At 30.6% G+C, this 25,747-nt stretch carries 18 protein-coding genes; 6 read left to right on the forward strand and 12 right to left on the reverse strand.

Annotated elements, in window-relative coordinates; translation table 11 throughout:
* The first annotated feature begins 80 nt into the window (after nucleotides 1-80).
* From Q4586_RS00600 to Q4586_RS00625, 6 genes are all read left to right on the forward strand, one after another.
* Nucleotides 81-1,181: an acyltransferase family protein gene (locus Q4586_RS00600; RefSeq protein WP_303525374.1), complete on the forward strand. Its 1,101-nt coding sequence runs from the start codon at nucleotides 81-83 to the stop codon at nucleotides 1,179-1,181.
* Between the two features lie 179 nt (nucleotides 1,182-1,360).
* The gene (locus tag Q4586_RS00605; RefSeq protein ID WP_303525377.1) at nucleotides 1,361-4,144 is read left to right on the forward strand and encodes a carboxypeptidase-like regulatory domain-containing protein; all 2,784 of its coding nucleotides are present in this window, start codon (nucleotides 1,361-1,363) and stop codon (nucleotides 4,142-4,144) included.
* Nucleotides 4,145-4,158: 14 nt separating this feature from the next.
* On the forward strand, nucleotides 4,159-6,123 hold the full coding sequence (locus tag Q4586_RS00610) for a DUF5689 domain-containing protein (protein WP_303525379.1): 1,965 nt from the start codon (nucleotides 4,159-4,161) through the stop codon (nucleotides 6,121-6,123).
* A gap of 71 nt (nucleotides 6,124-6,194) precedes the next feature.
* On the forward strand, nucleotides 6,195-7,079 hold the full coding sequence (locus Q4586_RS00615) for a metallophosphoesterase (protein ID WP_303525381.1): 885 nt from the start codon (nucleotides 6,195-6,197) through the stop codon (nucleotides 7,077-7,079).
* Nucleotides 7,080-7,312: 233 nt separating this feature from the next.
* Entirely contained in the window at nucleotides 7,313-8,515 is a 1,203-nt protein-coding gene (locus Q4586_RS00620; RefSeq protein ID WP_303525382.1) for a porin, read from the forward strand.
* A gap of 72 nt (nucleotides 8,516-8,587) precedes the next feature.
* Nucleotides 8,588-10,837 (forward strand): inorganic phosphate transporter, encoded by a 2,250-nt coding sequence (locus Q4586_RS00625; RefSeq protein ID WP_068701628.1) that lies wholly within the window; start codon nucleotides 8,588-8,590, stop codon nucleotides 10,835-10,837.
* Between the two features lie 70 nt (nucleotides 10,838-10,907).
* Here the strand turns inward: Q4586_RS00625 and Q4586_RS00630 are convergent, their stop codons facing one another.
* From Q4586_RS00630 to Q4586_RS00685, 12 genes are all read right to left on the reverse strand, one after another.
* On the reverse strand, nucleotides 10,908-11,774 hold the full coding sequence (locus Q4586_RS00630) for an acyl-CoA thioesterase (protein ID WP_303525387.1): 867 nt from the start codon (nucleotides 11,772-11,774) through the stop codon (nucleotides 10,908-10,910).
* 21 nt (nucleotides 11,775-11,795) lie between these two features.
* Nucleotides 11,796-12,950, reverse strand: coding sequence for a GNAT family N-acetyltransferase (locus tag Q4586_RS00635; protein WP_303525390.1), 1,155 nt, complete (start codon nucleotides 12,948-12,950; stop codon nucleotides 11,796-11,798).
* 81 nt (nucleotides 12,951-13,031) lie between these two features.
* Entirely contained in the window at nucleotides 13,032-13,991 is a 960-nt protein-coding gene (locus Q4586_RS00640) for a hypothetical protein (RefSeq protein ID WP_303525394.1), read from the reverse strand.
* Nucleotides 13,992-14,026: 35 nt separating this feature from the next.
* Entirely contained in the window at nucleotides 14,027-14,284 is a 258-nt protein-coding gene (locus tag Q4586_RS00645; RefSeq protein ID WP_068701635.1) for a SemiSWEET family sugar transporter, read from the reverse strand.
* Between the two features lie 79 nt (nucleotides 14,285-14,363).
* Nucleotides 14,364-17,678: a leucine--tRNA ligase gene (locus Q4586_RS00650; protein ID WP_303525395.1), complete on the reverse strand. Its 3,315-nt coding sequence runs from the start codon at nucleotides 17,676-17,678 to the stop codon at nucleotides 14,364-14,366.
* A gap of 152 nt (nucleotides 17,679-17,830) precedes the next feature.
* Nucleotides 17,831-18,373 carry a DUF2911 domain-containing protein gene (locus Q4586_RS00655; RefSeq protein ID WP_068701639.1) on the reverse strand — a complete coding sequence of 181 codons (543 nt, stop codon included), beginning with the start codon at nucleotides 18,371-18,373 and terminating at the stop codon, nucleotides 17,831-17,833.
* A 91-nt stretch (nucleotides 18,374-18,464) separates the two neighbouring features.
* Nucleotides 18,465-19,703, reverse strand: coding sequence for a PepSY-associated TM helix domain-containing protein (locus Q4586_RS00660; protein WP_303525400.1), 1,239 nt, complete (start codon nucleotides 19,701-19,703; stop codon nucleotides 18,465-18,467).
* Nucleotides 19,704-19,772: 69 nt separating this feature from the next.
* The gene (locus tag Q4586_RS00665; RefSeq protein ID WP_303525403.1) at nucleotides 19,773-22,109 is read right to left on the reverse strand and encodes a TonB-dependent receptor; all 2,337 of its coding nucleotides are present in this window, start codon (nucleotides 22,107-22,109) and stop codon (nucleotides 19,773-19,775) included.
* A 1-nt stretch (nucleotide 22,110) separates the two neighbouring features.
* Nucleotides 22,111-23,040, reverse strand: a complete 930-nt coding sequence (locus Q4586_RS00670) for a transporter family protein (RefSeq protein WP_303525406.1) — start codon at nucleotides 23,038-23,040, stop codon at nucleotides 22,111-22,113.
* A 25-nt stretch (nucleotides 23,041-23,065) separates the two neighbouring features.
* Nucleotides 23,066-24,103, reverse strand: coding sequence for a cytochrome-c peroxidase (locus tag Q4586_RS00675; RefSeq protein WP_303525409.1), 1,038 nt, complete (start codon nucleotides 24,101-24,103; stop codon nucleotides 23,066-23,068).
* A 70-nt stretch (nucleotides 24,104-24,173) separates the two neighbouring features.
* Nucleotides 24,174-24,974, reverse strand: coding sequence for an MbnP family protein (locus Q4586_RS00680; protein WP_303525412.1), 801 nt, complete (start codon nucleotides 24,972-24,974; stop codon nucleotides 24,174-24,176).
* A 252-nt stretch (nucleotides 24,975-25,226) separates the two neighbouring features.
* On the reverse strand, nucleotides 25,227-25,553 hold the full coding sequence (locus Q4586_RS00685; RefSeq protein WP_084442997.1) for a hypothetical protein: 327 nt from the start codon (nucleotides 25,551-25,553) through the stop codon (nucleotides 25,227-25,229).
* Nucleotides 25,554-25,747: the final 194 nt, after the last annotated feature.

Genomic DNA, 25,747 nt, shown 5'->3' on the forward strand with positions numbered 1-25,747 from the left:
TACTATTTCTACGAAAAAAGTTTCTTAATTTTTCTTTTTAAAAATCAAGCAGGTTATTTACTTTTAAAAAAACTAGATACGTGAAAAGTAGATTACTATCAATAGATATTTTAAGAGGTTTAACTATCTTTTTTATGATAATTGTAAACACTCCTGGATCATGGAGTCATGTTTATAAACCTTTATTACACGCTAAATGGAATGGATGTACTCCTGCTGATCTTGTTTTTCCTTCCTTCCTTTTTGTTATTGGAATGTCGTTATTTATATCTTTTAAAAAGATGTTTAAACTACCCCATGCAACAGTTGCTAAAAAAATAACTAAAAGGGCTTTTTTAATATTTTTAATTGGCTTACTGCTTAATTGGTTTCCTTTTTACAACACTTCTTTTACAGATTTAAGATTTTTTGGTGTGCTACAAAGAATAGCTTTGGCTTTCTTTTTTGCAGGATTACTTATCCTTTTATTAAAAAAAACTAACGCAATTTTAATAGCCTGTATCTCATTAATGTTAGCGCATTGGGGAATACTGTTTTTTTATGGAGATGCAGATAACTATTTAACTTTAGCGGGTAACATTGGCAGGCAATTAGACATTATGATCTTTGGCGAAGCGCACCTTTATAAAGGATACGGAATACCTTTTGACCCTGAAGGTTTATTAGGCACATTATCAAGTATTGCACAAATTTTACTCGGATATTTTATAACATCACTTGCTTTATCTAACAAGAAAAATTCTTTACAAAAAATTAAACAACTTTTATTAACTGCAACAGCAATGCTAGTTTTAGCTATTATATGGAACATTTTTTACCCGATTAACAAATCGCTCTGGACAGGTTCGTATGTTTTATACACCTCAAGTATTTTATTGTTTATATGGGTGCTATTAATTTATATTATTGATTATAAAAAAATTACTCGTTGGACTTTTACATTCAACGTTTTTGGTATAAATCCTTTAATCAGTTATATTTTATCAATCCTTTTTATAAAAATATTTGCTAGCGTTATAGTATTTAAAAACACCAATTTATATGCATATTTATATAATGTTATTTTCCAACCAATTTTTGGCAATAAATTAGGTAGTTTACTTTTTGCTATTGCTTTTACTTTTTTCATCTGGTTATTTGCTTATTGGTTATTTAAGAAAAATAAAATAATTAAAATATAATACCAACAATTACTAATCTGTAAACAAATCCTGAATTAAATTTTATTTTTTTCAGTATTTGTTTAGCTAAAAACCATAAAAAACTGAATAACAATAATATATAAGTTTGTTTTATCTTAAAAAAATGTATCTTTAAATAAAAATTAGCGCGATTAATTAATATAATTAAACAAGCATCTATGAAAAAGATTACAATAGTATTGTTATCAATACTTTCGTATTCACCTATTTTAAATGCTCAAAATAGTGTAATAGGAAAAGTAATTGACCGCGATTCAGAAAAACCCTTGCAAAAAGTTTTTATAAGTATAAAAAACACGAAAATTAAAAATGCAACAAATGTTTTTGGCTTTTTTGAATTAAACCATTTGCCTGAAGGGAAACACATTTTAAGCGTTACCTTAAAAGGATATCAAACACAAAATTTCCCCATTCTTGCATCTGATAAAATCATTGATTTAGGCATCATTTTAATGCATAAAAACATCATAGAAGAACAAGACCTTAGTACCATTATAATTACAGACGATGAACTTAATGACGACTCAAGTACAGCTGATAATATTTCAGGACTGCTACAATCTTCAATGGATACTTATTTGCGTACTACTGCTTTTGAATGGAGTTCTTCTTTTTACAGAGTTAAAGGTTTAGATTCAGATAATGCCAAAGTATTAATTAACGGAATTGAGATGAATAAACTATACGATGGCCGTCCGCAGTGGAGTAATTGGGGCGGATTAAACACCGTATTAAGAAATCAAGAATTTAGTAATGGCTTAACTCCATCTAACTATACTTTTGGAGGTGTTTTGGGTAGCACCAATATAAATACTCGCGCTTCTGAGTATAAAAAAGGAATAAGTGTTTCGTATGCTTCTTCTAACAGAAGTTATTCACATCGTCTAATGGCAACATACGCTTCAGGAAGCACAAAAAAAGGATGGTCGTTTGCGGCATCAGGAAGTAAAAGATATGCAGATGAAGGTTTTACAGAAGGCACCAATTACAACGCTTTTTCGATATTTCTCTCTATAGAAAAACAACTTAACAAAAAACATAGTATAAATTTAACCGCCATTCAAGCACAAAACAGTAGAGGAAAATCTGCCGCTAACACACAACAAGTTTACGATATTAAAGGCATAAAATACAATCCCTACTGGGGATATCAGAACGGGAAAATCAGAAATTCGAGAATAAAAAGAATTCACGAACCTATTATTATGTTGCATCATTTTTGGAATATTAACGATAAAACTACACTAAACACGGGTATTGCTTATCAGTTTGGCGAAACAGGTAATAGTCGTATTGATTTTAATGGAGGTGGTGATCCTGACCCAACTTATTACCGAAAACTACCTAACTATTTTTTAAATGATTCCTATGGCGCCGATCATGAAAATGCTTATAAAGCATTGATAAATTTTAAGAATGATGGACAATTAAATTGGCGTGATTTATATATAAGCAATCAAGATAGAAAGGATGACGCGTTATTTGCCTTATATGAAGATCGTAACGACAATAAAAAATTAACAATAAATACTCTTTTAAACACTCAATTATCAGAAAACACCACACTTAACAGCGGATTGAGATACAGTAAATTAGATTCAGAAAATTTTGCAACTGTTTTAGATTTATTTGGAGCCACAGGCTATGTAGATATTAATAAATTTGGTGATCCACTTGAAGATAATTATCAAAATGATTTATTAAACCCTAATCGAATTGTAAGAGAAGGAGATCGTTTTAAGTATAATTACAAATTAACCTCAACTGTTTATAGTGGTTTTTCACAGTTACAATTTAAATATAACAAAGTAGATTTTTACACGGCTGTTTCAGTAAACAACACCACATATCAACGAGAAGGCTTATATAAAAACGGTATTTATCCTGGTAACACCAAAAACGCTGAGATTCCTAACTCTTACGGAAAATCAAAAAAATTATCTTCTTTTGGCTACGGCATAAAAGGTGGACTTACTTATAAATTTACTGGGCGACACTTACTAGACTTTAATGCAGGTTATATTAGTAAAGTTCCGTCTATAAGAAATTCTTTTGCTAACGCTAGATACAACAACCTAACTATTGATGACATAAGTACTTTAGGTAATGAAAAAATTACTGCTTTTGATGCTAGCTATATTTTAAGATCACTGTTTATAACATCAAAAATAACAGGATTTTACACCGCTATAAAAGATGCTACAGATATCGCTTTTTACTTTACTGGTAGCGAAGCTTTATTTATACAAGAAATTGTAACAGGAATTAACAAGCAACATTTTGGTGTAGAGTTTGGTTTCGAAGCACAAGTATTATCCACATTTAAACTAAAAGCTGCGGCTAATATTGGTCAATATACTTACAATAATAACCCTAATATTATTCTAACTTCAGAAATTAGTAGCGCTTCTAATTTAGCAGGTTTTGATAAAAGAGGAATTAAAGATTACGGACAAACAAATCTTAAAAATTATAAAGTAGCATCTGGACCACAAACAGCTTATTCTTTTGGCTTTGAATATCGCGATCCTGAATACTGGTTTATTGGGGTAACTGCAAATTATTTAGATAATGCTTATGTAGATATTTCTCCAATAAAAAGAACAACTTCTTTTATTTCTGATGATGGGCAACCTTTTCCAAACTTCGATCCTATTACAGCAAAGCAACTATTAACACAAGAAAAGTTTGATAGTTATGTTACCCTAAATGCTATCGGCGGAAAAACTTGGCGAATTGGCAATAGCAAATACATTGGTTTTTTTGCTAGTATAACTAATCTACTAAATGAAGAATATAAAACTGGAGGTTACGAACAAGGAAGAACCTCAAATTACAAATTAGAAAGTAATGATAATATAAACGGAGCACCCAATTTTGGTAGTAAATATTGGTACGGACGAGGCACTACATATTTTGTAAATATAAATTATAGATTTTAAAAAAATGCTGAAAAATGAAAACAATAAACACCTTTAAATTCGTTACAATATTTTTTATTTCGTTCATTTTATCTAGTTGTGTAGAAGATGGAAATTTTACCATTCCTACATTGGGCGATGATAAAGAATATACAACTATAAAATCATTATCAGAAATTGCACAACTATACCAAGGACGTTTGGTTGAATTTAAAGAAGGTATTACCACTTTCGGGTATGTAATTTCTAATGACAAAGCAGGTAATTTTTATAAAAGTATTATTATTCAGGATGCACCAGAAAATCCATCCGTAGGTTTTGAAATATTAATTGATGATTTTAACTTAAATGCCCGATACGCTATTGGACGTAAAATATTTATCAACTTAAAAGGATTGTTTTTAAATAAAAAAAATGACGCTTATCAAATAGGAATCGAAAACACTTTTAGAAATGGTGTTGATCGAATTGGTACTAATGATTATGTACATTACATCGATAGAGCTTCAGAAATTGCAACCATAACCCCTACCGAATTAACAGCAGCACAAATAACAGATGCAAATATAAACACCTTAGTAAATATTAACAATCTACAATCAGAAATACAAGGATTAACTTATGCAAACGCTTCGAATACCGATACTGTTGATAGAATTTTTATGAATTGTGATTCTTTTACATCAATAACATTAACTACTAGTGGTTTTGCCGATTTTAAAACATTTCTTATTCCTGATAAAAAAGGAAGTATCACTGCTGTTTTAAATAAATTGGATTTAGAATACCAGTTATTTATAAGAGATACAAACGATGTACAACTTACCCAAAACTATGGTTGCTACAATAACGCCACTGAAGTTTTATTGGACGATATTAAAACACTTTTTACAGGTAGCGAAACAACTATTACCAATAATTTAAAGGTAAAAGTAATTGTTACTTCTGATCTTTCTAAAAAAAATATCTCAAACAAAAATGCTTTTGTTCAAGATTCATCTGCAGGAATATTTTTAAACTTTAACGATACGCACAATTTAAATTTAGGAGATGAAATAACAATTGCTGTTAATGGCTTAAAACTTACTAAAAACAATGGATTGTTGCAGTTAAATCTAACTACTTCGAATATATTAAATACAGTAAACGGCACGCTACCGACTCCTGAAATCATCACTTTTACCGAAGCATTATCAGGAAATAATGAAAGTAAATTAGTACAAATTGAAGATATACAATTTAAAAACATTACAAAAAACTATGCCGGTGAAAACACTTTAACATCCGATTGTAATAATGAGTTAAAAATACTTTCTGTCAACTCAGGAGCTGTATTCGCAAACAATCAAGTTAGTAACAAAAAAGGAACCATTACAGGAATTATAACTCGAAACAATATCGTTCAATTATATATTAGAGGTGAATCTGACATTAACTTTACCCAAACTTATGATTGTACAGCTACCGGAGATGGTTCAGGTAACGATTTATTTTTCTCTGAATATGTAGAAGGTTCAAGCAACAATAAATACCTCGAAATTTATAACGACACAGGAAACACAGTTGATTTATCTACATATAAAATAGAATTATACGGTAATGGCTCTGATAGTGCCACCAGAAGTTTAGATTTTAGTACACTTACTAACACAACCTTAATAAACGGCCAAACATTGGTTGTATATAGTGCAATTGCAAATGATTACATTAAAAATCAAGGTAATGTGGCATCAGGCGTAATTTATTTTAATGGTGATGATGCCATAGCACTGTTAAAAAACAATGTCGTAATTGATGTGATTGGTAAAATAGGTGAAGATCCAGGAACTGGATGGGAAGTTGCTGGAATGTCAGAAGCTACTAAAAATCATACTTTAATTAGAAAAACATCCATTATTAAAGGAAATATCGACTGGAACACAAGTTCAGGAACAAACACTACTAATTCAGAATGGGAAGTAAAAAACATCGATGATTTTTCTTCCATAGGTAATAGATAATAAATTATATTTAAAAACTCTGTTTTATAAACTCGTTTTTTTTACGCATATTTATCTTATAAATAATATTGATGTCTTCAAATCATAGAATTAGTCGTGCTTTTAAACAAGCAAAAAAAATACCTTTAAATAGCCAATCAAAATATATTTTATTTTCAGATTGTCATAGAGGTGATAATAGCTTTGCTGATGATTTTTCTCACAATCGTAAAATATTTCATTATGCATTATCGCAATACTTACAAAAAGACTTTACTTATATTGAATTAGGAGATGGTGATGAACTATGGGAAAATAAGTTTGTGAATATCTTTAATGCCAATAAACATGTGTATCTTCTTTTAAAAAAGTTTCACGATAAAAATCGCTTGCATTTAATATGGGGAAATCATGATATGGACTATAGAAATCCTAAAAATGTAAGGAAAAACTTAAATTACTATTATGATGTTATTGATGGAAAAGAAAAAGAATTAATGATAAACATTTCTTTTTCTGAAGCCATTCGACTAGAACAAGAAGATAAAAAATCAATTTTTTTAATGCACGGTCATCAAGCAGATTGGTTTAACTATAATTTTTGGAAATTAAGCCGCTTTTTAGTTAAAATATTATGGCGACCATTACAACTTATTGGTATAAATGATCCTACAAGTCCTGCTCAAAACTTTAAAGAACTTATAAAAGTTGAAAGCCGTATTGAAAAATGGATTAAAAACAACAATAATCAAATGACAATTACTGGTCATACACACCGCCCTAGGTTTCCGTCTCAAAACGAATTACCTCATTTTAATGACGGTAGTTGTGTTCACCCTCGATGTATAACTGGTCTTGAAATAGAGAACAATAAAATTACGCTTATCAAATGGCATCTTGCCACTAATAAAAATGGAACAATGCAAATTACAAGAACCATTTTAGAGGGCCCCGCGTCAGTAACTCAATATATTTAGGTTTAAATAACCGTTTATTAAATTACTATTAACATTAAGATAAAAGAAAAGAAATACTTTTGACACTCTTCTTATAAGAAACAAAGCCATTAGATAAATATTAGTTTTTGTCGACTATTTTATTAGGCTAACTGCCTTTGGCCGAGGCAGTTTTTTTAATTTAATATCCTGTTAACAATAAGTTAACATTAGTGTTAGTTATTTGCAGCGACAAAAACTAATAAACATCACTAATGAAGCTTAAAACAGCACTTACAATTGTAAGTATGTTTGCGATATCTTGTATATATGCGCAGCAAAAAAACACTCCTAAATTCGGAAAAGGACTATTCAATTTAATAGGTAAAGATAGTACTTGGTCGATGAATATCGGAGCAAGAATGCAATTTTTAACCATCGCCAAATGGGATTCTCATGCAGATGGACTTTCAAACCCGTCTTCTTCATTTCTAGTAAGAAGAGCTCGATTAAAGTTTAAAGGTTTTGCTTACTCTCCTAAATTAAAATACAAATTAGAACTTGGCTTATCTAACAGAGATATTGGCGGAGCTTCAGAATTTACAAACAACGCTCCTAGATATATTTTAGATGCAGTTATCATGTGGAATTTTTACGAAAATTTTGAGCTGTGGGTAGGACAAACTAAACTACCAGGAAATAGAGAACGTGTGGTATCTTCTGCAAATCTTCAAATGGTAGATCGTTCTTTATTAAACAAACGATTCAATATTGATAGAGATATGGGCTTGCAATTAAGACATCATTTTAACTTATCAGATGACTTTATTGTGCGTGAAGTTTTATCCATCGCACAAGGAGAAGGTAGAAATGTAACTACAGGAAACCTTGGAGGACATGAGTATACTGCTCGTATTGAGGTTTTACCTTTTGGTAATTTTACTAGCAAGGGCGATTATAAAGGTGGAGATTTGAAAAAGGAAAAAACTCCAAAGTTAGCTATTGGTACTAGTTATGATTTTAACAACAATGCTGTTAAAACAAAAGGTAACCAAGGATCGTATATGGTACTAGATACAGGTGAGATGCACAAAACAAATATTACTACCCTTTTTGTTGATGCAATGTTTAAATACAAAGGCTTTTCTTTTATGGGTGAATATGCTTATAGAGACGCCAAAAATCCTTTTGCAGTAAATTCTGATGATTCTATCGCTAGTATCGTTCAGGTTGGTAGTGGATTAAACCTACAAACCGGATACTTGTTAGGTAAAAACTGGGAAGTTTCTGGACGTTATACAAACATTAGCTTAGATAAAAAAATAACTGGTAAAGGTGCTGAAAATCAATATACTTTAGGGGTATCTAAATACATTGTTGGTCATAAATTAAAAGTGCAAGCTGATGCTAGTTATTTAGATTTAGGCCTTGGCACAAATGAGTTAATGTGCCGCTTACAACTTGACATCCACTTTTAAAAAAGATAACATAAACCTAACATAAGCACTAACATAGTGTTTGTAAATTTGCAAAAAAAACAAAAATAAAAAATGGGAGATCCATATATTTTAATGCTTGTCGCCTTAGCTATTTTAGCTGTCGTTGACTTAGTCGTAGGAGTTAGTAATGATGCTGTTAACTTTTTAAATTCAGCAATCGGTTCTAAAGCCATTAAGGTGAGGAACATCATGATAATTGCTAGTGTAGGTGTATTCTTTGGAGCGATTACCTCTAGCGGAATGATGGAAGTAGCACGTAAGGGGATTTTTAATCCAAATATGTTCATGTTTCAAGACATCATGTTCATATTTATGGCAGTAATGATTACTGATATTTTATTATTAGATATCTTTAATTCATTAGGTATGCCAACCTCAACAACAGTATCTATTGTATTTGAATTATTAGGAGCAGCAGTTTGTATTTCACTAATAAAAATCTCATCAAGTGACTCTCAAACAATCTCAGATATATGGAATTATATCAACCATAAAAAAGCAATCGAAATTATTAACGGTATACTACTATCTGTTGTTGTTGCCTTTTCTGTTGGTGCTATTGTTCAGTTTATATCTAGACTAATATACTCTTTCAATTTTGAAAAAAGAGCAAACTATATAAACGCTTTATTTGGAGGTTTTGCAATTACTGCTATAACTTACTTTATTATTATAAAAGGAATGAAAGGAACCCCTTTTTACAAAGATATAAAGCATTTAATAGAAGGAAACACACTATTAATTATTGCTGGAAGTTTTATGGTTTGGAGTTTAATTTCTCAAGCATTAATTAGCTTCTTTAAAGTAAACGTTTTAAAATTAATTATCGGAGTAGGTACATTCTCTTTAGCAATGGCTTTTTCTGGTAATGATTTAGTAAACTTTGTTGGTGTACCAATTGCTGCTTGGAACTCATTTCAAGCATGGGAAGTTTCTGGCGTAGCCGCCGACGCTTTTTCAATGGGAATATTAGCTAAAAAAGTACCTTCAAATGTTTATTTATTATTATTTGCAGGTGCTATTATGGTAGTTACATTATGGACTTCTAGTAAGGCTCAAAATGTAATTAAAACTGGTATTGATTTATCTAGACAAGGTGAAGGGCACGAAAAATTTCAACCAAACCCATTATCTAGAATAGTTGTAAGAATTGCAATGGGTATTAACACAGGTATTTCTAAAATATTTCCTGCGAAAACACTTGCTTTTGTTGACACTAAATTTCAAAGACCTGTAATTGAATTACCAAAAGATAAAACTTTTGAAATGCCAGCCTTTGATTTAGTAAGAGCTGCTGTTAATTTAGTTGTTGCAGGTATTTTAATATCAATAGCAACCTCTATGAAACTACCATTATCTACAACGTATGTAACCTTTATGGTTGCTATGGGTACTTCTTTGGCTGATAGAGCTTGGGGACGTGAAAGTGCCGTTTATAGAGTTGCAGGAGTAATTAATGTTATCGGCGGATGGTTTTTAACTGCATTAACTGCATTTTTAGCTGCTGCCCTTGTAGCCTACTTAATTAGCTTTAACATGGTAATGATTCCTATTTTATTATTAGTAGTAGCACTTTTAATAGGTAGAAATACATTAAAGCACAGAAAAAAATCGAAAGAAGTAAAAAAACAAATGCATTTTGAAAGAGCTGAATTAATTACAATTAACGGAGTGATTGAAGAAAGTGCTGATCATATTGCTGAAGTTGCGGCTCGTGTAAATAAACTATACACTAGCGTTGTTAACGACTTAGCAAACCATGATTTAAATAAATTGCGTAAAACTGATAAGCATGTTGCTAAGTTAAATGATGAAATTGACGAATTAAAAGATGGAGTATTCTACTTTATTAAATCTTTAGATGACACATCTGTCCAAGCAAGTAGATTCTATATCTTAGTATTAGGATACCTACAAGATGTTGCACAATCTATTAGTTATATCTCTAGAGCAAGTTTTAAACATGTAAATAATAATCACAAAAATCTAAAGAAAGGTCAATTAAAAGACTTAAAAGAAATTGACAACACCCTTTCTAAATTATTAGATGATATTAGTGCTACTTTTGAAAACAGAAGTTTCGATAATTTAACAACTATTATTAACGAAAAGAAAGAATTGTTAAAAGATGTTGCAGCATCTATCGAAAAACAAGTAGCTCGTATTAGAACAGATGAAACAAGTCCTAAAAACACCACTTTATACTTTAGTGTTTTAATTGAAACACAGGACTTAGTCGCTGCTCTTATGAGTTTATTGGAAACCTATGAAGAATTTCATATAAGTAGTAAAAATGTATAATTTTTACTTAAAATAATAAAAAAACCGAGTGAAGATTTCACTCGGTTTTTTTATTAACTAAACTTTCGTTTTACTTTTTCATTGGTCGTATTAAACCTTCTTGTGCTACTGAAGCTACTAAAACACCTTGCCTTGTATAAATATTACCACAAGCAAAACCACGAGCCCCAAAAGTGTTGGGGCTTTCAATTGAAAACAATAACCAATCATCAAAATCAAAATCGCGGTAAAACCACATAGAATGATCTAAACTTGCCATTTGTGTATTCCCAAAATTAGCTACACTAGCATTCGGGTTTAAGCAAGCCGTTAAAATATTATAATCAGAAATATAGGTTAAAATTTGTTGCTTTAAAGCTAAAGACAATCCTTCTGAATTTCCTTTTAACTTAAACCAAACATCAACTACAGGTGGCAAATCCTTTATATCAAGTGGATTTACAATGTGTACAGGTTTAAAATCTATCGGTCTTTCAATACTTAAAAAACTTTTTAATTTTTTAGGCAAAAACCCCCCAAATTGATGTAACATATCTGTCCAACTTAATAACTCTTCAGGTTGCTTTAAGTCTTTTTTAATAGACATTTGATGCTCATGCCCTTCTTCTTTTTTATGAAAAGAACATGCTAATATAAAAATTGTTTTATCGTTTTGATGCGCTGTAACACGACGAGTAGAAAAGCTACCACCATCACGAATAATTTGCACATTATAAGTTATTGGAACTTCTAAATTTCCTGCCTCTAAAAAATATGAATGTAGTGAGTGTAAAACACGACTTTCTTTAACGGTTCTATAAGCTGCATTTAACGATTGTGCTAAAACTTGTCCTCCAAAAACATTTGGGCTTCCAATATCTCTACTAATTCCGTTAAAATTATTGTTTCCAACTACCTCCAAGGTTAGTATATCTAATAATTGTTGAGTATTCTTCATTTTATAAATTAGCTTATGCTATTAATTCTTTATTTTAAACGGGTGCTTTTCTTTAAATTCAGAAGGTTGAATTCGTTTTAAAAACAAACTTAAAATACGATTTGTTATTGTTTTTTTATGTCGCAAATAAATAGTTAAATCTTGCGGAACAGCACCTACCGAACTTTTTATTTCACTGGCTGTTCTTCCAAAGTTTATCATAGTTACTTTTTTTTGGATTCCTATTAAAATATAATCATAGAGCATACGCTGATATATAGCGTATTCTTTATTAAGAGCATAATCTATCCCTACAAAATGTGCGTCTAATGAGTTTTTGTTAAAAACACCTGATGAAAACCCTACTAGTTTATCCTCTAACCAATAGGCCCTTAAAAAATAAGCAGCTCCTAAATCATCTTTTAATACTTTATAAGTATTGATATTAAAATCTCCTAAATTAAAGCTTGATTTAGTAGCAACCGTTTTATATAACGTTTTCATTTCTGGCAATAAATCTTTAAGTCTTTCTGCTGTAATATCCTCAGTTTTTAAAGCCTCACTTAACTTTAAAGCTTTTTTTGCTTTTACTCTAAATTTTGTTTTTAATGCAGATAAATAATCATTAAAACCTATCCAAACATGCTCTAACCTTAAAACCATATTAGGTTCTACATTAAATGAATTATAACCTTCATCATGCAGTTCATCAGTAATAAACAATGATTCCTTTTCAAAATCTTTTAGCATAAAAAAATCGACTTTATTCTGAGGTTTTAGTTTAGTAAAGTCAATAATCGCCTTAGCAATTTTTAAAATTATCTCATTTTTATTCTGATCATCTTTTATAAAAACGCCGTGTTCTCCACTTACAAAAGTATTGCCACAGGTAAGTATTTTAAAAGGTTTTTCTGGCGATAAAATTCTTAATTTTCTTCCAACACATTTTATCCATTCTACAATAGATTGCATGTTGTTTTGAACACTATCTAAATAAAAATCTACTATTTGAACTGTAGCAATTGCTACCGCTTTAGTCTCTTTAAATAGAACAATATAAGCGAATTGTATCTTGGGGTGTGTTTGCTGTAATGCTGCTAAATATTTAGGATTATAATATAAATTTTCTGTGCAATTTAATTCTTGCCAAACTTTATTTGGTATATCATTAACTGCATAAAAATATTTAACATTCAAAGTATGCTTTGTACAAGATAAAAAATTCACCAACACCTTTTTATTTTGGATGTAAATTACTAAAAGTTTATGTAAACAATATTACATAACTCCATTATTCCAAACTGGCACCTTTAAAAGCTTACTAATTTTCATCATATCACTTAAAATATACATTTTATCTCCATGATTTAATAAGTTATATCTAATACCTTTATTTGTTATTAAATTTAACTCGTATGAAAAGTAACCTCCGGACGAACCACTTCCGGATGAAAATTTTTGCAATACTTGTAATGCATATACTTGTTGAAATTGTAAAATTTCGCCTCCAATAATAATTTTTCTTTTTCGAGTATGTATAAATACTTTTGGTGAAAACATGAACAACAATACTAACCCAATTAATAAAAAAGGGCCTCCAGAAGTAAAAAACAATTTTCCGCCTTTCATAAAAGTAAGTGGAATATCGTAAATATGATAATACTCATAAAATGAAATCACAACATAATTTAATCCTATCAAGAAAAAACTCCAAGCAAATATTTTTGTAAACGAACTAGATGTTATTTTATAACCTTGTGCTGTTTTTTTATATACTTCACTCGCAAAATTACTAGCAGAGTTTTCTAAAGCATCCCACGATATTTGTTGGCCAATTACATCATTTGTTGGGTCTTCAAAAACAAAATCTATTTGTTTGTTTTTAGGAGATGTTTTCTTTCTATTAGAGATATAACTTGTTAACACCATACCAATTCCCATAAATGCTAAAACAAGTAACATTCCTCCTGTTTTATAAAACAGAAATTGCTCGTTACCGTAAACCTTTTTATGAACAGGCACAGTTATTTCTAATTTTTTAAGTAAATGCTTCCCTTTTGAACTTAGTTTTTTTTCTTGTCTTAAAGAATCTAACCTGTAAATGTCTTTTTGAAGCGTTATTTGATTATTATTATACCTATCGTATTTTTTTTCTAACTCAGGTACAACTACAAAAAATATAATTCCTAAAGGAATTAATAAAAAAAGCCAAGAACTTTTTAATGCTATCTTATTCATTCTGTTTTTTTATAAACTTTTAAAATTCCTTTAGATTATTTATATTTAAGCTTCATTATTACCAAAAATAATGAAGATACAGCTGTTATACTATTCGCTAAAATCATAGGTGTACTTTTTAAATGGATTCCATAGATTAACCACAGTACAATACCTATAAAAAACACAGAATACATTACTAATGATAATCCTTCTGTAGATTTTGTTTTCCATGTTTTGTATACTTGCGGTAAAAATGACGCTGTTGTTAATGTAGCTGCTAACAAACCTAATACTTCATAAAAATTATCCATAGTATTTATTTTTATCAAAAAAAAAAGGAAGACTTTTTAAATTTCAAAAAAAGTCTTCCTTTTATACTTATCTTTATTTTTATCCTACAATATTAATAATTTTACCAGGCACTATAATTATTTTCTTAGGCTCACGTCCTTGTAATTGTGCTTGAGTTCTTTCTTCTGACATTACTATTTTTTCAATTTCATCTTTACTTAAATCTAAAGACAAGTCTAACGTAAAACGCATTTTTCCGTTAAAAGAAACTGGATATGTTTTAGAACTTTCTATTAAGTGAGAGGCTTCAAATTTAGGAAAATCAACTGTAGAAATAGATGTTATATGACCTAACTGACTCCATAGTTCTTCAGCAATATGTGGTGCATAAGGTGAAATTAACACTAATAAAGGTTCTAAAATTGCACGCTTATTACATTTTAAAGCTGTTAACTCATTTACTGCAATCATAAAAGTAGAGACCGAAGTGTTAAAAGAGAAATTCTCAATATCTTCTGCTACTTTTTTAATTGTTTTATGTAATACTTTTAATTCGTCTTTAGTTGGTTCTTCTTCCGTTACAATAACGCCTTCTTCTCCAATATATAATTTCCAAAGCTTTTTTAAGAATGAATATACTCCCGAAATCCCAGAGGTTTTCCAAGGTTTTGTTTGTTCTAAAGGCCCTAAAAACATTTCAAATAAACGCAAAGCATCTGCACCAAACTCTTCACAAATTAAATCTGGATTAACAACATTGTATTTTGATTTCGACATTTTTTCAACCTCTCTATAACATACAAATTGTTTGTCTCTACCAAAAACAAAGTTTGCCGTTTTAAAGTCGTCTCTCCATTCTTTTAGTTTGTCAATATCAACAGTTATATCTCCTTCAAGCGTGCTTACATTAATATGAATTGGTCTAAAAGTTAATGATTTTTCATTTTCTGAGGTAAGACCTGAGGCTACTAATTGTTTATTTCTTCTTGTCCATAATTCAGTATCTTTTTCAGTTATTTGATTCTCTCCTTGAAAATAATCAGATGATAAGTAAATATTTTTAGTTTTCCCTTCAAATAATGCTTCATATACAAAAGCTGAAGTTCCTAAAATCATTCCTTGGTTGATTAGTTTTTTAGCAAATTCATCAACTGGCAAAGCACCTTTATCGAACAAGAATTTTTGCCAAAAACGAGCATATAATAAATGTCCTGTTGCATGTTCTGAACCACCAATATATAAGTCTACTTGCTTCCAGTAATCACCAGCTTCTTTACTTACAAACTCTCCTTCATTGGTTGAATCCATGTAACGGTTAAAATACCATGAACTACCTGCCCAACCTGGCATTGTGTTTAGTTCAAGAGGAAAAACAGTAACTCCGTTTATCTCATCATTACTAACAACTTGAGATGTTTCAGTATTCCAAGCCCAAACTTCAGCATTTCCTAACGGTGGTTTTCCATCTTCGGTTGGTAAATACTTTTCTACTTCTGGTAAAACGATTGGCAAGTGTTTTGCTTCAATCATTTGTGGCATTCCATCTTTATAAAAAACAGGAAAAGGTTCTCCCCAATAACGCTGACGGCTAAATACAGCATCACGTAAACGATAGTTTATTTTTCCAAAACCAAAACCTTTTTGTTCCATTTCGTAAATCGCTAATTTCATCGCTTTTTTGTACGATAAACCGTTTAAGAAATCAGAATTTGCAATTTTAGTTCCTTCTTTATCTGCATGCGCAGCTTCAGAAATATCTACATCTTCAAAAATATTAGGAATCTCTAATTCGAATTTTTTTGCAAAATCATAATCACGTTGATCTCCACAAGGAACCGCCATAACAGCACCTGTCCCGTAGCTTGCTAACACATAATCTCCAATCCAAATTGGTACTTTTTTTCCCGTAAACGGATGTAGAGCATACGCACCAGTAAAAACACCTGAAATCGTTTTTACGTCAGCCATTCGTTCTCTTTCAGAACGTTTTGCAGTAGCTTTAATATAATCGTAAACCGCTTTTCTCTGCCCTTCAGATGTAATTTTTGCTACCAACTCATGTTCTGGTGCTAAGGTCATAAATGACACACCATAAATAGTATCAGGTCTAGTAGTAAAAACGTCAATTTTATAATCGTTTTCTACTATCGTTTCTTCAACTTCAACAGTTGATTTTTCAATTGGTTTTGCAAATTGAATTGTATCATTAATTTTAGATACTGCGCCTAAAACATTTTCTAATACTTCTTCGTTTGTAAAACGCACTACGTGAAACCCTTCACTTGTAAAGTAAGCATCTCTTTTTGCTTCATCTTCCTTACCAGAAAATTCTACAATAATATTTTTTGCTAAACATACATAGTCTACTAAATAAGAACCGATAGTATATTTTTTTCTGAATTTAGCAGCGCCTTTTTTATTTTTTAATTCATTCCAAAGTACTTCTTCTGCCTTCGAAAGATTTAAACGCATTTCTTTAACCGCCTCTAACTCTTTAAATGACAGTTTTGCACCTGTATCTGAAACTTCTAAAGGAGCTACCTTAAAAGTTACCATGGCTCCTTGACTTCTTCCAATCCAATTGGTTTGGCTATCTTTTAAAGGTTGTGGCCAATCGATGTTTTGTAGCCCGTCTAACAAACGTTGTGCGTATGCCGAAATTCGCATAGACCATTGGGTCATTTTTTTACGAATAACTGGATGACCTCCACGTTCTGAAACTCCGTTTATAATTTCATCATTTGCCAATACTGTTCCTAATTCTGGGCACCAGTTTACTTCGGTATCTGATAAGTAGGTTAAACGGTATTGTAATAAGATTGCTTCTTGTTCTTTGGTTGAAAATGCTTTCCATTCATCCGCAGAAAAAATAGTAATATCTTCATCAGAAACAGCATTAACTGTTTCGTTTCCTGCTGTTTCAAAAACAGCAATTAAGGTTTCAACATCTTCTGCCTTATCAGTATCTTTATTATACCAAGAGTTAAATAATTGTGTAAAAATCCACTGTGTCCATTTGTAATACTCTGGGCTTGACGTACGAACTTCACGAGACCAATCGAAAGAAAAACCGATGGTATCTAATTGTCTTCTATAAGTGGCAATGTTTTCTTCGGTGGTTTTTGCTGGGTGCTGTCCTGTTTGAATAGCATATTGTTCTGCTGGTAAACCAAAAGAATCATATCCCTGCGGATGCAATACATTAAAGCCTTTATGACGCTTATAACGCGCGTAAATATCTGATGCAATATAGCCTAATGGATGCCCTACATGTAGTCCTGCTCCTGATGGATAAGGAAACATATCTAACACATAATATTTAGGTTTTTCAGATTCATTACTGGCTTTAAATGTTTGGTTATCTGCCCAAAACTGTTGCCATTTCTTTTCTATCTCTTGATGATTATATTGCATTGTATTTCTTTTAAGAAGCTGCAAATTTACGGTTATTGTGTGGAACAATAAAGCGGATCCCTTTTTTAAATAAAGGCATAAAAAAAAGTGCAAAGAAATGTTTGCACTTTTTAATAAAAGTATATTTTTTGCTTCTCAAAAGAATTTATTTTTTATCCCTTTACAGGTACTGATACAATTGTTTTTCCCCAACCAAAATACATGTTTGCATTATTATCTTCTCCGTCAAAAACGACTGAAAAGGCTTCAATTGATTTTTTTGATTTAGAAACTTTACCTGCTACTCTAGCAACATCTTCGGTTTCATTATAAAAATAAGATCCCCAAACATTTTTAGCAGTACTTAAAATCACTGTCCATTCTTTGTCTCCTGGAATTGTGAATAACGTATATGTTCCTGCTTTTACATCTTTCCCTCCAAAATTAACATCCTTGTAAAAAGTAATTTCAGCTGCCTCATTAGCACCTGTTCTCCAAACTTTTTCATTTGGTGCCAATTTAGAAACTTTTCTCCCTTTTAATTGTGGGCGACTATAAACTACTTTCACTAATTTATCTGAAACTCTATAGCTACTTGGATATGCTGCTGCATCCATTGGGCTTTTATCTAATCCAGCAAAACTTTGTGCAACTGCCTTATTTGTAAATACAAGTGCAATTGTAAATATAAAGATTGATACTACTGATTTTTTCATAATTATGTATTTTTATTTATTTATACTTATCGTTAGTCTTTTTGAAGCAGTAAACTTACAATCTTTTCTCTTAAATTATATGGATTTTATCTTAATTACTAAATTTTAAAGCACGGAGTTTCTCATATAAAAAGATCAAAACTACACTAAAACCAAACATAGGAAACACAATTGAAAGTCCTATAATCAATACTATATTACTTTTAGTTAATTTAAATTTAGTAGACACCTTTGGTACCCCCCAACTTCCTTTTTGCTTTCTATAAATATAAGATATTATAGCTGCCAAACTCATGGCGGTTAAAGCAATTGCTATGCCAAACATTAACCACCAATTCCAAGCTCCAAACTCTCCTTGATGAAATGCCATAACCCACATGCGTCCTCTCATTAAAAAACCAACATCACTCCAAGTATGTTCTTTAACTAATTTACCTGAATACTGATCAAAATGCAACATTTTTTGAGCAGCTAAAGGAAAGGTTTTATTAGAAACACTAAAGGTACTTTTTGCTGACTTTGGAAATCCTAAACTAATTACACCTGGTAAGTTTTGTTGCTTGGCTATTGCAACCATCTCTTCAATTGTAATTCTTTTTTCTTTTAATGTAGATGTTAACCCTCGTCCGCTCCATGTTTTAGGATACCCTGTATTGGTTACTTTCTGCACCCATTTAAAGTTGCTTCCAAAAGCATCTGTCCAAGGAAAACCTCCAGCTAAAATAACTAATAATAAAATAGATATCCAAAAACCAGTTACAGCATGCAAATCTCTATACAAGGTTCTTCTTCCTTCTTTAAATCGAATAACAAAAGCTCCCTTTATTCCTTTAGAAAAAGGCCACCAAATATACAGTCCTGTTAAAATTAAAACAACCATCCAACTAGCAGTTAGTTCTACGATTTTTGTTCCAACTTTACCTCCTAATAATTCTCCATGAAGTTTTCGAACAGTATACATCCAAGTCTTTTTAGCACTGAAACTTCCAGAAACTTTACCCGTATATTTATTTACAAAAACACTTTTTTTACCACCAAATCTTCCTGAAATAAATTCATTACCTTTTGTAACCTCATTATTTAGAATTAATGTATTTGGTTTCTTTTTTAAATACTCCTTTGCATTTTCATATTGCTTTTCATAAGAAACCGTTATAGCCTGAGTACTTTCTATATTTTGAATAGTAGCTATTGCTTCTTTTTCTACATCTGGTTTAAATAAATAAATTGCTCCCGTTATAGAAAGCACTAATACAAAAGGTAATGAAATGATTCCTGCAATAAAATGCCATTTCCAAAACCATTGATTTAATTTTTTATCTTTTTTCATTGTTTGAGATTGAATTCCTAATAATACTTATCATTTTGTATCATTAAGAATAATAGAATAAATTAATTATTAAAAATTGTATTTAACCCCTCCATAAAAAGAAACAGGTGCTCCTACACTATATTTAACCGAACCATAGCGATATGAAGCCCTTGTTGAATATAATTTATCAAATAGATTTAAACCTTGTGCCCAAATTTCAAAATTCCTATAAGTATAACTTGCCTTTAAATTAATAAGATGATGACCATCATATACTGTAGTTTGCCCTGATTGACCATTTACTATAGCAGCTCCTTCAAAACTTGAATTATATTTACCTAATTGCTCGTGCTGTAAGGTTAACAATAAGTTCGTTATGGGCTTGTATTTTAAAGATGTTGAAGCAATATATTTTGGTGCGATTGGCATTGCGGTATTAGAACGATCTATAGTAAAATAGTTTCCTGTTTTTCTATCTTTAGCTGCCTCAGTAAAAGTTATGTATTTATGGCTTGCATAACTACCATTATAATCAAATTCTAAATTATCAGTTATTTTCCAATTAAACCCTAACTCAACTCCTTGCGAACGTGTTTCTCCTGCATTTTGAGATAAATAATTCCCTGCATCGTCAGAAGTTGTAACAAAACGGTTTTTACCATCTAAACGATAAATAGCAAGATCTAACTTAACATTTGAATTTAAGGTTGCATAAGCTCCAACCTCAAAATTATTAAATTTCGCTGGTTTTAATTCATACAAATCACCATTTAAACCACTATTTCTAAATAATGAACCTATTTGAGGTGGTGTAAATCCTTTTGAATAATTAGCATATATACCTGACCTTTTATTAAAATTATAGTTTAACCCAATTTTTGGCGCAAAATTATTGTAAGTAACTTTTTGGTCTTCAACTCCAGAAGCCCCCTCATCTTTATTATCATAATCATAACTAAAACCATCGTAGCGAATGGCAGCAGTAAATTTTAGATTATTAATAGGTGATATTTCAAATTGTGCATAACTCGCATAGTTTAATATATCTGCATCGTAAAACATTTTATAATTGTTTGTCACGTCATAATCAATAAATTTTTTGGTGGTAGCATCGTACGTAACTCTAATTTGTTTCGCATAATATTCTTGTGGCGAATAATCTACTGTTCCCCCTATAATTAATGATGCATCAGCAAAGTTAAAATCTATTTTATGTTGAATTAAACCTACAACACTTTTAAATTTATTGGAATTAATTTCACCAAATTCACTTCTTGTAGATATTCTGTATGACGGAATTTGATTCATTTCATTATCACGATAAATGAAATTGAATGATGTTTTATTATTATCATTCCAAATTTTATCTAATGTAGATCGAAAGCGTAGTGATCTTGCTTCTCTTTCTGCGAATGTATGATTGCTTTCATATTTACCTGCTAAATAATTTTCTTCTGATAAAGAACTTGACCCCATATCAGATCGAAAATCTATAAAGGACACCGTATTTGTCCATCGTAAAGATTCACTAAAATCATTTACATTCTTAAAAGTAATTGCAAATTTCTCATAATCTGAATGTTCAATTAATCCATTTACACGACGCACTTTATGTACCCCTACATAAAAACCATATTTATCTAATGCAGTTGTTGAAACCTCTGCTTCAATCTTTTGCAATCCTAATGAGTTTCCCTCTATACCAAATGACCCTCCAAATTCTTTTCTTGGATTTTCAGTAATAAAATTTATACTACCCCCAATTGCTTCACTACCATAAATACTCGATGCTGGTCCTTTTAAAACCTCAACTCTACCAAAGGATGTGCTATTCATTTCTAAAAGCGCATTATGATTAAATACTGCCACAGGTCTAATTGGCAAACCATCTTCTAAATACAAGAATAATGCTTTGGTTGCGATTGGTGTACGAATGGCCATCATATGTTGTTCGTTACTTGCTGCCATTGATGAACTCATATATACTCCTGGAACCTGATTTACTAATTGATCAACTCCAAAGGCTTTCGTCTCATCAATATCTTTTGAAGTAACAATACCAATAGCCCCAGGAACCTCTGTTCTTTTTTGCGACTCTCTACTTGCAGAAACAATAACTTCATCTAAGCTATGTTCGTCTTCTTCTAATGTAATTTTATTAAAATCGCTAATAAGTTTAATCGTTTTTGTTTTATAACCGACACTTGTTATCTGTACTGTTGATTTTTGTAATTTAATTATAAAATTACCTTCAAAATCGGTAGCAACTCCTTTGTTTTTATTTACTGTTGAAATAATAGCAGCTCCTACAATTGGATTATTATCCTTATCACTTATTTTACCTTTGTATTTAACCTGAGTAAACCCTTTATAAATAGGTATTAAAAGTCCTATTAATAAAATTATTTTTAATTTTTTCATCATGTTAAAAATTGTAATTGATATACAAACTTGTTCTATATTTTACCTCAATAGTTCCTTGCGCTAAATTTTGGTTGATTGGATACATTGCTAACCCACCAAATGTCATTTTTTCAGTATTATACTCAACCCCTATGTTTGTAAACAACGCGTGTCCGTTTGTATTTATCACCTGAATATTAAAGTTTTTGTTATGTGCATAAAACTCTCCTGACACACCTAAAGAAGGCACAAAAGCATGATTTTTATTATCTTTAAAAACATAAAAAAAAGTACTATTAAAATTAAACTGATTTCCGAATCTGTACTCTTTTTTATTGGTTGTTTTGTAATAGTAATTTAAGTAGTTTGTTATGCCGAATTTATTGTATTTGTAAACATATTGCATGTTTGCTATATAATCTACACTTCCGGTACCTAGTTGAAAGCTAGGATTGATACTATTGTTTATTGCTGCATCATAGTTACCTGTTGGCAACTTTACTCCTACACCAATTTTTAATAAGTGATTTGAAGAGGAAACCTTATCTGTTGCTTCATTATACGCGCCATTTTTTTTATTTAAAATCGTATAATTAGAAAGCACTGTTATATCTCCAAGTCCATTTATTTCATTTATTTTATCTACATAATTTCTATTATGAAAATGAAAAGGAATAAAAACCTGTAGCGCTATTTTTTTTGCAAGAGGAATACGCGACCATACTTGAAGCGTATTAAATGTTTCGTTTATTATTGGTGAATTATTAAAAATTCCATCTCTCGATTCATATTTTTGATATAAATATCTCACTCCTACAAAATTATTATCAACAACACCTCCCATTCCTAAACTTCCGCCATTATTACTACAACCACAGGCGTCGCAATCTTCTAAAAAAAGACGGTAATCGGCAGGAAAAGGATTTCTAGAATACATGACTATTGTTAACATGCAAAAAAGAAATGTATGTGTTTTTTTAGTCAGCAAATCTTTTATCTTCAATAAATTCATCATCGGTTAATGTGTTTAAAAATGCTATAATTTTGTTTTTTTCATCTGTTGCTATTGAAATTCCTAAATTTCCATTAGCATGTTTTAATATGGGATCTAAATTTTGAGTTTCTTGTACTCCGTTTGCATAAAAATTAAGTACTGATGCTAACGATCCAAAACGACCGTCGTGCATATAAGGTGCCGTTAAAGCAATGTTTCTTAAACTTGGTACTTTAAATTTATACTTATCGTCTTCTACAAGTGTAACTCGCATTCTGCCTAAATCATTAATTGCTGGATTTATAGGCAGTCCATTATTTCTAAAAGCATCATCGGTAAATAATGCTGTTTTATGACAAGTGGCACATTTACTTTTAAATAAGTCCAAGCCTTCTTTTTCTTCAATTGTAAAATTACCACCAGACTCGTGTCTAACATACTTATCGTATTTAGAGTTTGATGAAACCATCGTTACCATAAATTGCGACAAGGCTTTAAAAGTATTTTCTGTATTTATTTGACCGTCATCAAAAGCTTGATTGTATAATTTTTCATACATTTCGTCTTTTCGTAATTTTTCTAAAATATTGGTTACGGTTTCGCCCATTTCATCTGGATTTGTTATCGGAATAATTGAAAATAAATCTAAATGAAAGGCTGCTCCATCCCAAGAAAACTGTTTTTGAAATGCCATATTTTGTACTGGTGGCGCGTTACGTGTTCCCTTTCTATCGTCTACTCCATGGCTAAACTGATGCCCATGATGTGTAAATGCAAATTTTTGTTGATGACAAAATGCACAAGCAACGACTCCGTCGGATGACAACTTACCTTCATAAAATAGCTTTTTACCTAATTCGACACCTTTTTCGGTAAGCGGATTATTATTTAAAGTATACGTTACTTCGGGAAAGTTACTCGGTTTTACGAATGTTATTGGTACTTTTTCGTAAACTCCTTCATCATTATTACAACCAACAAAAACACACATACCTATTATTAATAGTATATACTTTTTCATCTATATAAATGTTTTAAGTAATTGAAATAAACCTTAGAAATTTAAAAAACTTCTAAGGTTTAATGTAAGTTTAGTGATGAGAATCACTACCATTATGCACATGGTGTACCGAAAACATTTCCTTGTTATTTTCGGCAACTAACCCTGCTTTTTCTCCGCCCATTATCGTTTCTCCTTCAGAAAGTTTAACTTTATTAGCGCCGTCAAGCATTTTACTTGCATCAACTTGTATATGAATTTGTGGCGATTTATCATTGCTAACCAATGCTGTTTCCATCGAAAGTGTTACCTCTTTATACAAATCTACCGTGGTACCTCTGCTTGCAATATGTAACATAAAATTTTTCTCTTCAATTTGTGTAGCTGATTCAAAACCACCTTCTAAAACCACAAATTTATAACCAGCTTGCCAGCTCCAAGTTAAGCTGTAGTCTTCAGCTTTAGTCCAAAAATTTTCTTGTGCTGCTTGTCCTTGAATATATCTTTCTTGATCTACGCCAATACCAAATTTTAGTTGAGTATACATCCCAGCAGGAACATCTTCTAACATTACTTTTACATTTTTAACTTTATCACCACCACCTTCGCTAATAATAAAATACCCCTTTTCTTTAGGGTATATAACCTCTTCACCACTTTCAGTAACTAAAACAAAATTACTTACGATATAATCAAAAGCGCTTATGGTTAAGTTTTCGTTATTACCATTAGTGTATGAAGTGTTTCCTAAAATTAAATCATCTCCTTTAAATGAGTTATCAAATTCTATTGAAATATTATTTTTTCCTTCTAAAGCCAAAGGAGTATTATCGCTACAAGACGCGAAAGTAAAGGCAATAGTAATTGCCAATAAAGTGATTGTTTTTTTCATTTTATACGTTTTTAGTGTTGACAAACTGTTTTATGTTTGTCAACTATTTTTTATTTGATCAAACTGCTTTATCTAAAAACTAAAATTAGTTCAGTTTTTTGTACTGTATTTTTTCTTAATTAAATTTTAAACATTTGCTTAAAATTTAACATTAGGAAACAAACAGAATAATAGATAAATTGATCGAAATTCTATTTAATAAATAGCATGTTATACTCATATTATAAACACAAGTATAAATTAAGCCAACCGTTATAAATGAAAAGTATTTGGTGGATGAAATGTAGCAGATACAAACAAATAAGAATAGGTTTGTTTGTAAAAAAAATGAGTCTGGTTTATATGTTTCTTTTGTTTTTTATCTTTTAAACTAAGCAACTCTACAAAACCAATTGGGTAATCTTCAGCAACAATTCGTAAAGATCTAAAGTCATCATCTTGTTGTTGTTGTATTTTTTGCATTAATTGACATTTACCATTACACTGAAGTGCTGGTTTATCTTTATTTATACATAACACTTTTGATATATAGTCGTAGTTTATTGCATACTCTACAAAGGGAGCTATAGGTCGTAACATAGCGACCATGTACAATAAGATGAAAAAATATATACTTAGTTTTTGTAACAAAACTTATGTTTAAAAATACTTAGTACAAAGATAGTTTAAGTATTTTTTTTACTCAACTAAAACTTAAGAAAATACTATTTTAATTTATTCTAAATAAAGCAGTATATTTGCACCGAATTACATAAGTTATGATTGTATTTTAT

This window comes from Tenacibaculum soleae (assembly GCF_030549005.1).
Lineage (GTDB): Bacteria > Bacteroidota > Bacteroidia > Flavobacteriales > Flavobacteriaceae > Polaribacter > Polaribacter soleae.

Bases quoted from the DNA above. Each gene is read 5' to 3' on its own strand.
- Q4586_RS00655 (WP_068701639.1), bottom strand. From the start codon at position 18,373: ATGAAAAAATCAGTAGTATCAATCTTTATATTTACAATTGCACTTGTA.
- Q4586_RS00640 (WP_303525394.1), bottom strand. From the start codon at position 13,991: ATGAATAAGATAGCATTAAAAAGTTCTTGGCTTTTTTTATTAATTCCT.
- Q4586_RS00645 (WP_068701635.1), bottom strand. From the start codon at position 14,284: ATGGATAATTTTTATGAAGTATTAGGTTTGTTAGCAGCTACATTAACA.
- Q4586_RS00615 (WP_303525381.1), top strand. From the start codon at position 6,195: ATGTCTTCAAATCATAGAATTAGTCGTGCTTTTAAACAAGCAAAAAAA.
- Q4586_RS00610 (WP_303525379.1), top strand. From the start codon at position 4,159: ATGAAAACAATAAACACCTTTAAATTCGTTACAATATTTTTTATTTCG.
- Q4586_RS00625 (WP_068701628.1), top strand. From the start codon at position 8,588: ATGGGAGATCCATATATTTTAATGCTTGTCGCCTTAGCTATTTTAGCT.
- Q4586_RS00685 (WP_084442997.1), bottom strand. From the start codon at position 25,553: ATGTTACGACCTATAGCTCCCTTTGTAGAGTATGCAATAAACTACGAC.
- Q4586_RS00670 (WP_303525406.1), bottom strand. From the start codon at position 23,040: ATGTTAACAATAGTCATGTATTCTAGAAATCCTTTTCCTGCCGATTAC.
- Q4586_RS00650 (WP_303525395.1), bottom strand. From the start codon at position 17,678: ATGCAATATAATCATCAAGAGATAGAAAAGAAATGGCAACAGTTTTGG.
- Q4586_RS00680 (WP_303525412.1), bottom strand. From the start codon at position 24,974: ATGAAAAAAACAATCACTTTATTGGCAATTACTATTGCCTTTACTTTC.
- Q4586_RS00675 (WP_303525409.1), bottom strand. From the start codon at position 24,103: ATGAAAAAGTATATACTATTAATAATAGGTATGTGTGTTTTTGTTGGT.
- Q4586_RS00630 (WP_303525387.1), bottom strand. From the start codon at position 11,774: ATGAAGAATACTCAACAATTATTAGATATACTAACCTTGGAGGTAGTT.
- Q4586_RS00660 (WP_303525400.1), bottom strand. From the start codon at position 19,703: ATGAAAAAAGATAAAAAATTAAATCAATGGTTTTGGAAATGGCATTTT.
- Q4586_RS00620 (WP_303525382.1), top strand. From the start codon at position 7,313: ATGAAGCTTAAAACAGCACTTACAATTGTAAGTATGTTTGCGATATCT.
- Q4586_RS00665 (WP_303525403.1), bottom strand. From the start codon at position 22,109: ATGATGAAAAAATTAAAAATAATTTTATTAATAGGACTTTTAATACCT.
- Q4586_RS00605 (WP_303525377.1), top strand. From the start codon at position 1,361: ATGAAAAAGATTACAATAGTATTGTTATCAATACTTTCGTATTCACCT.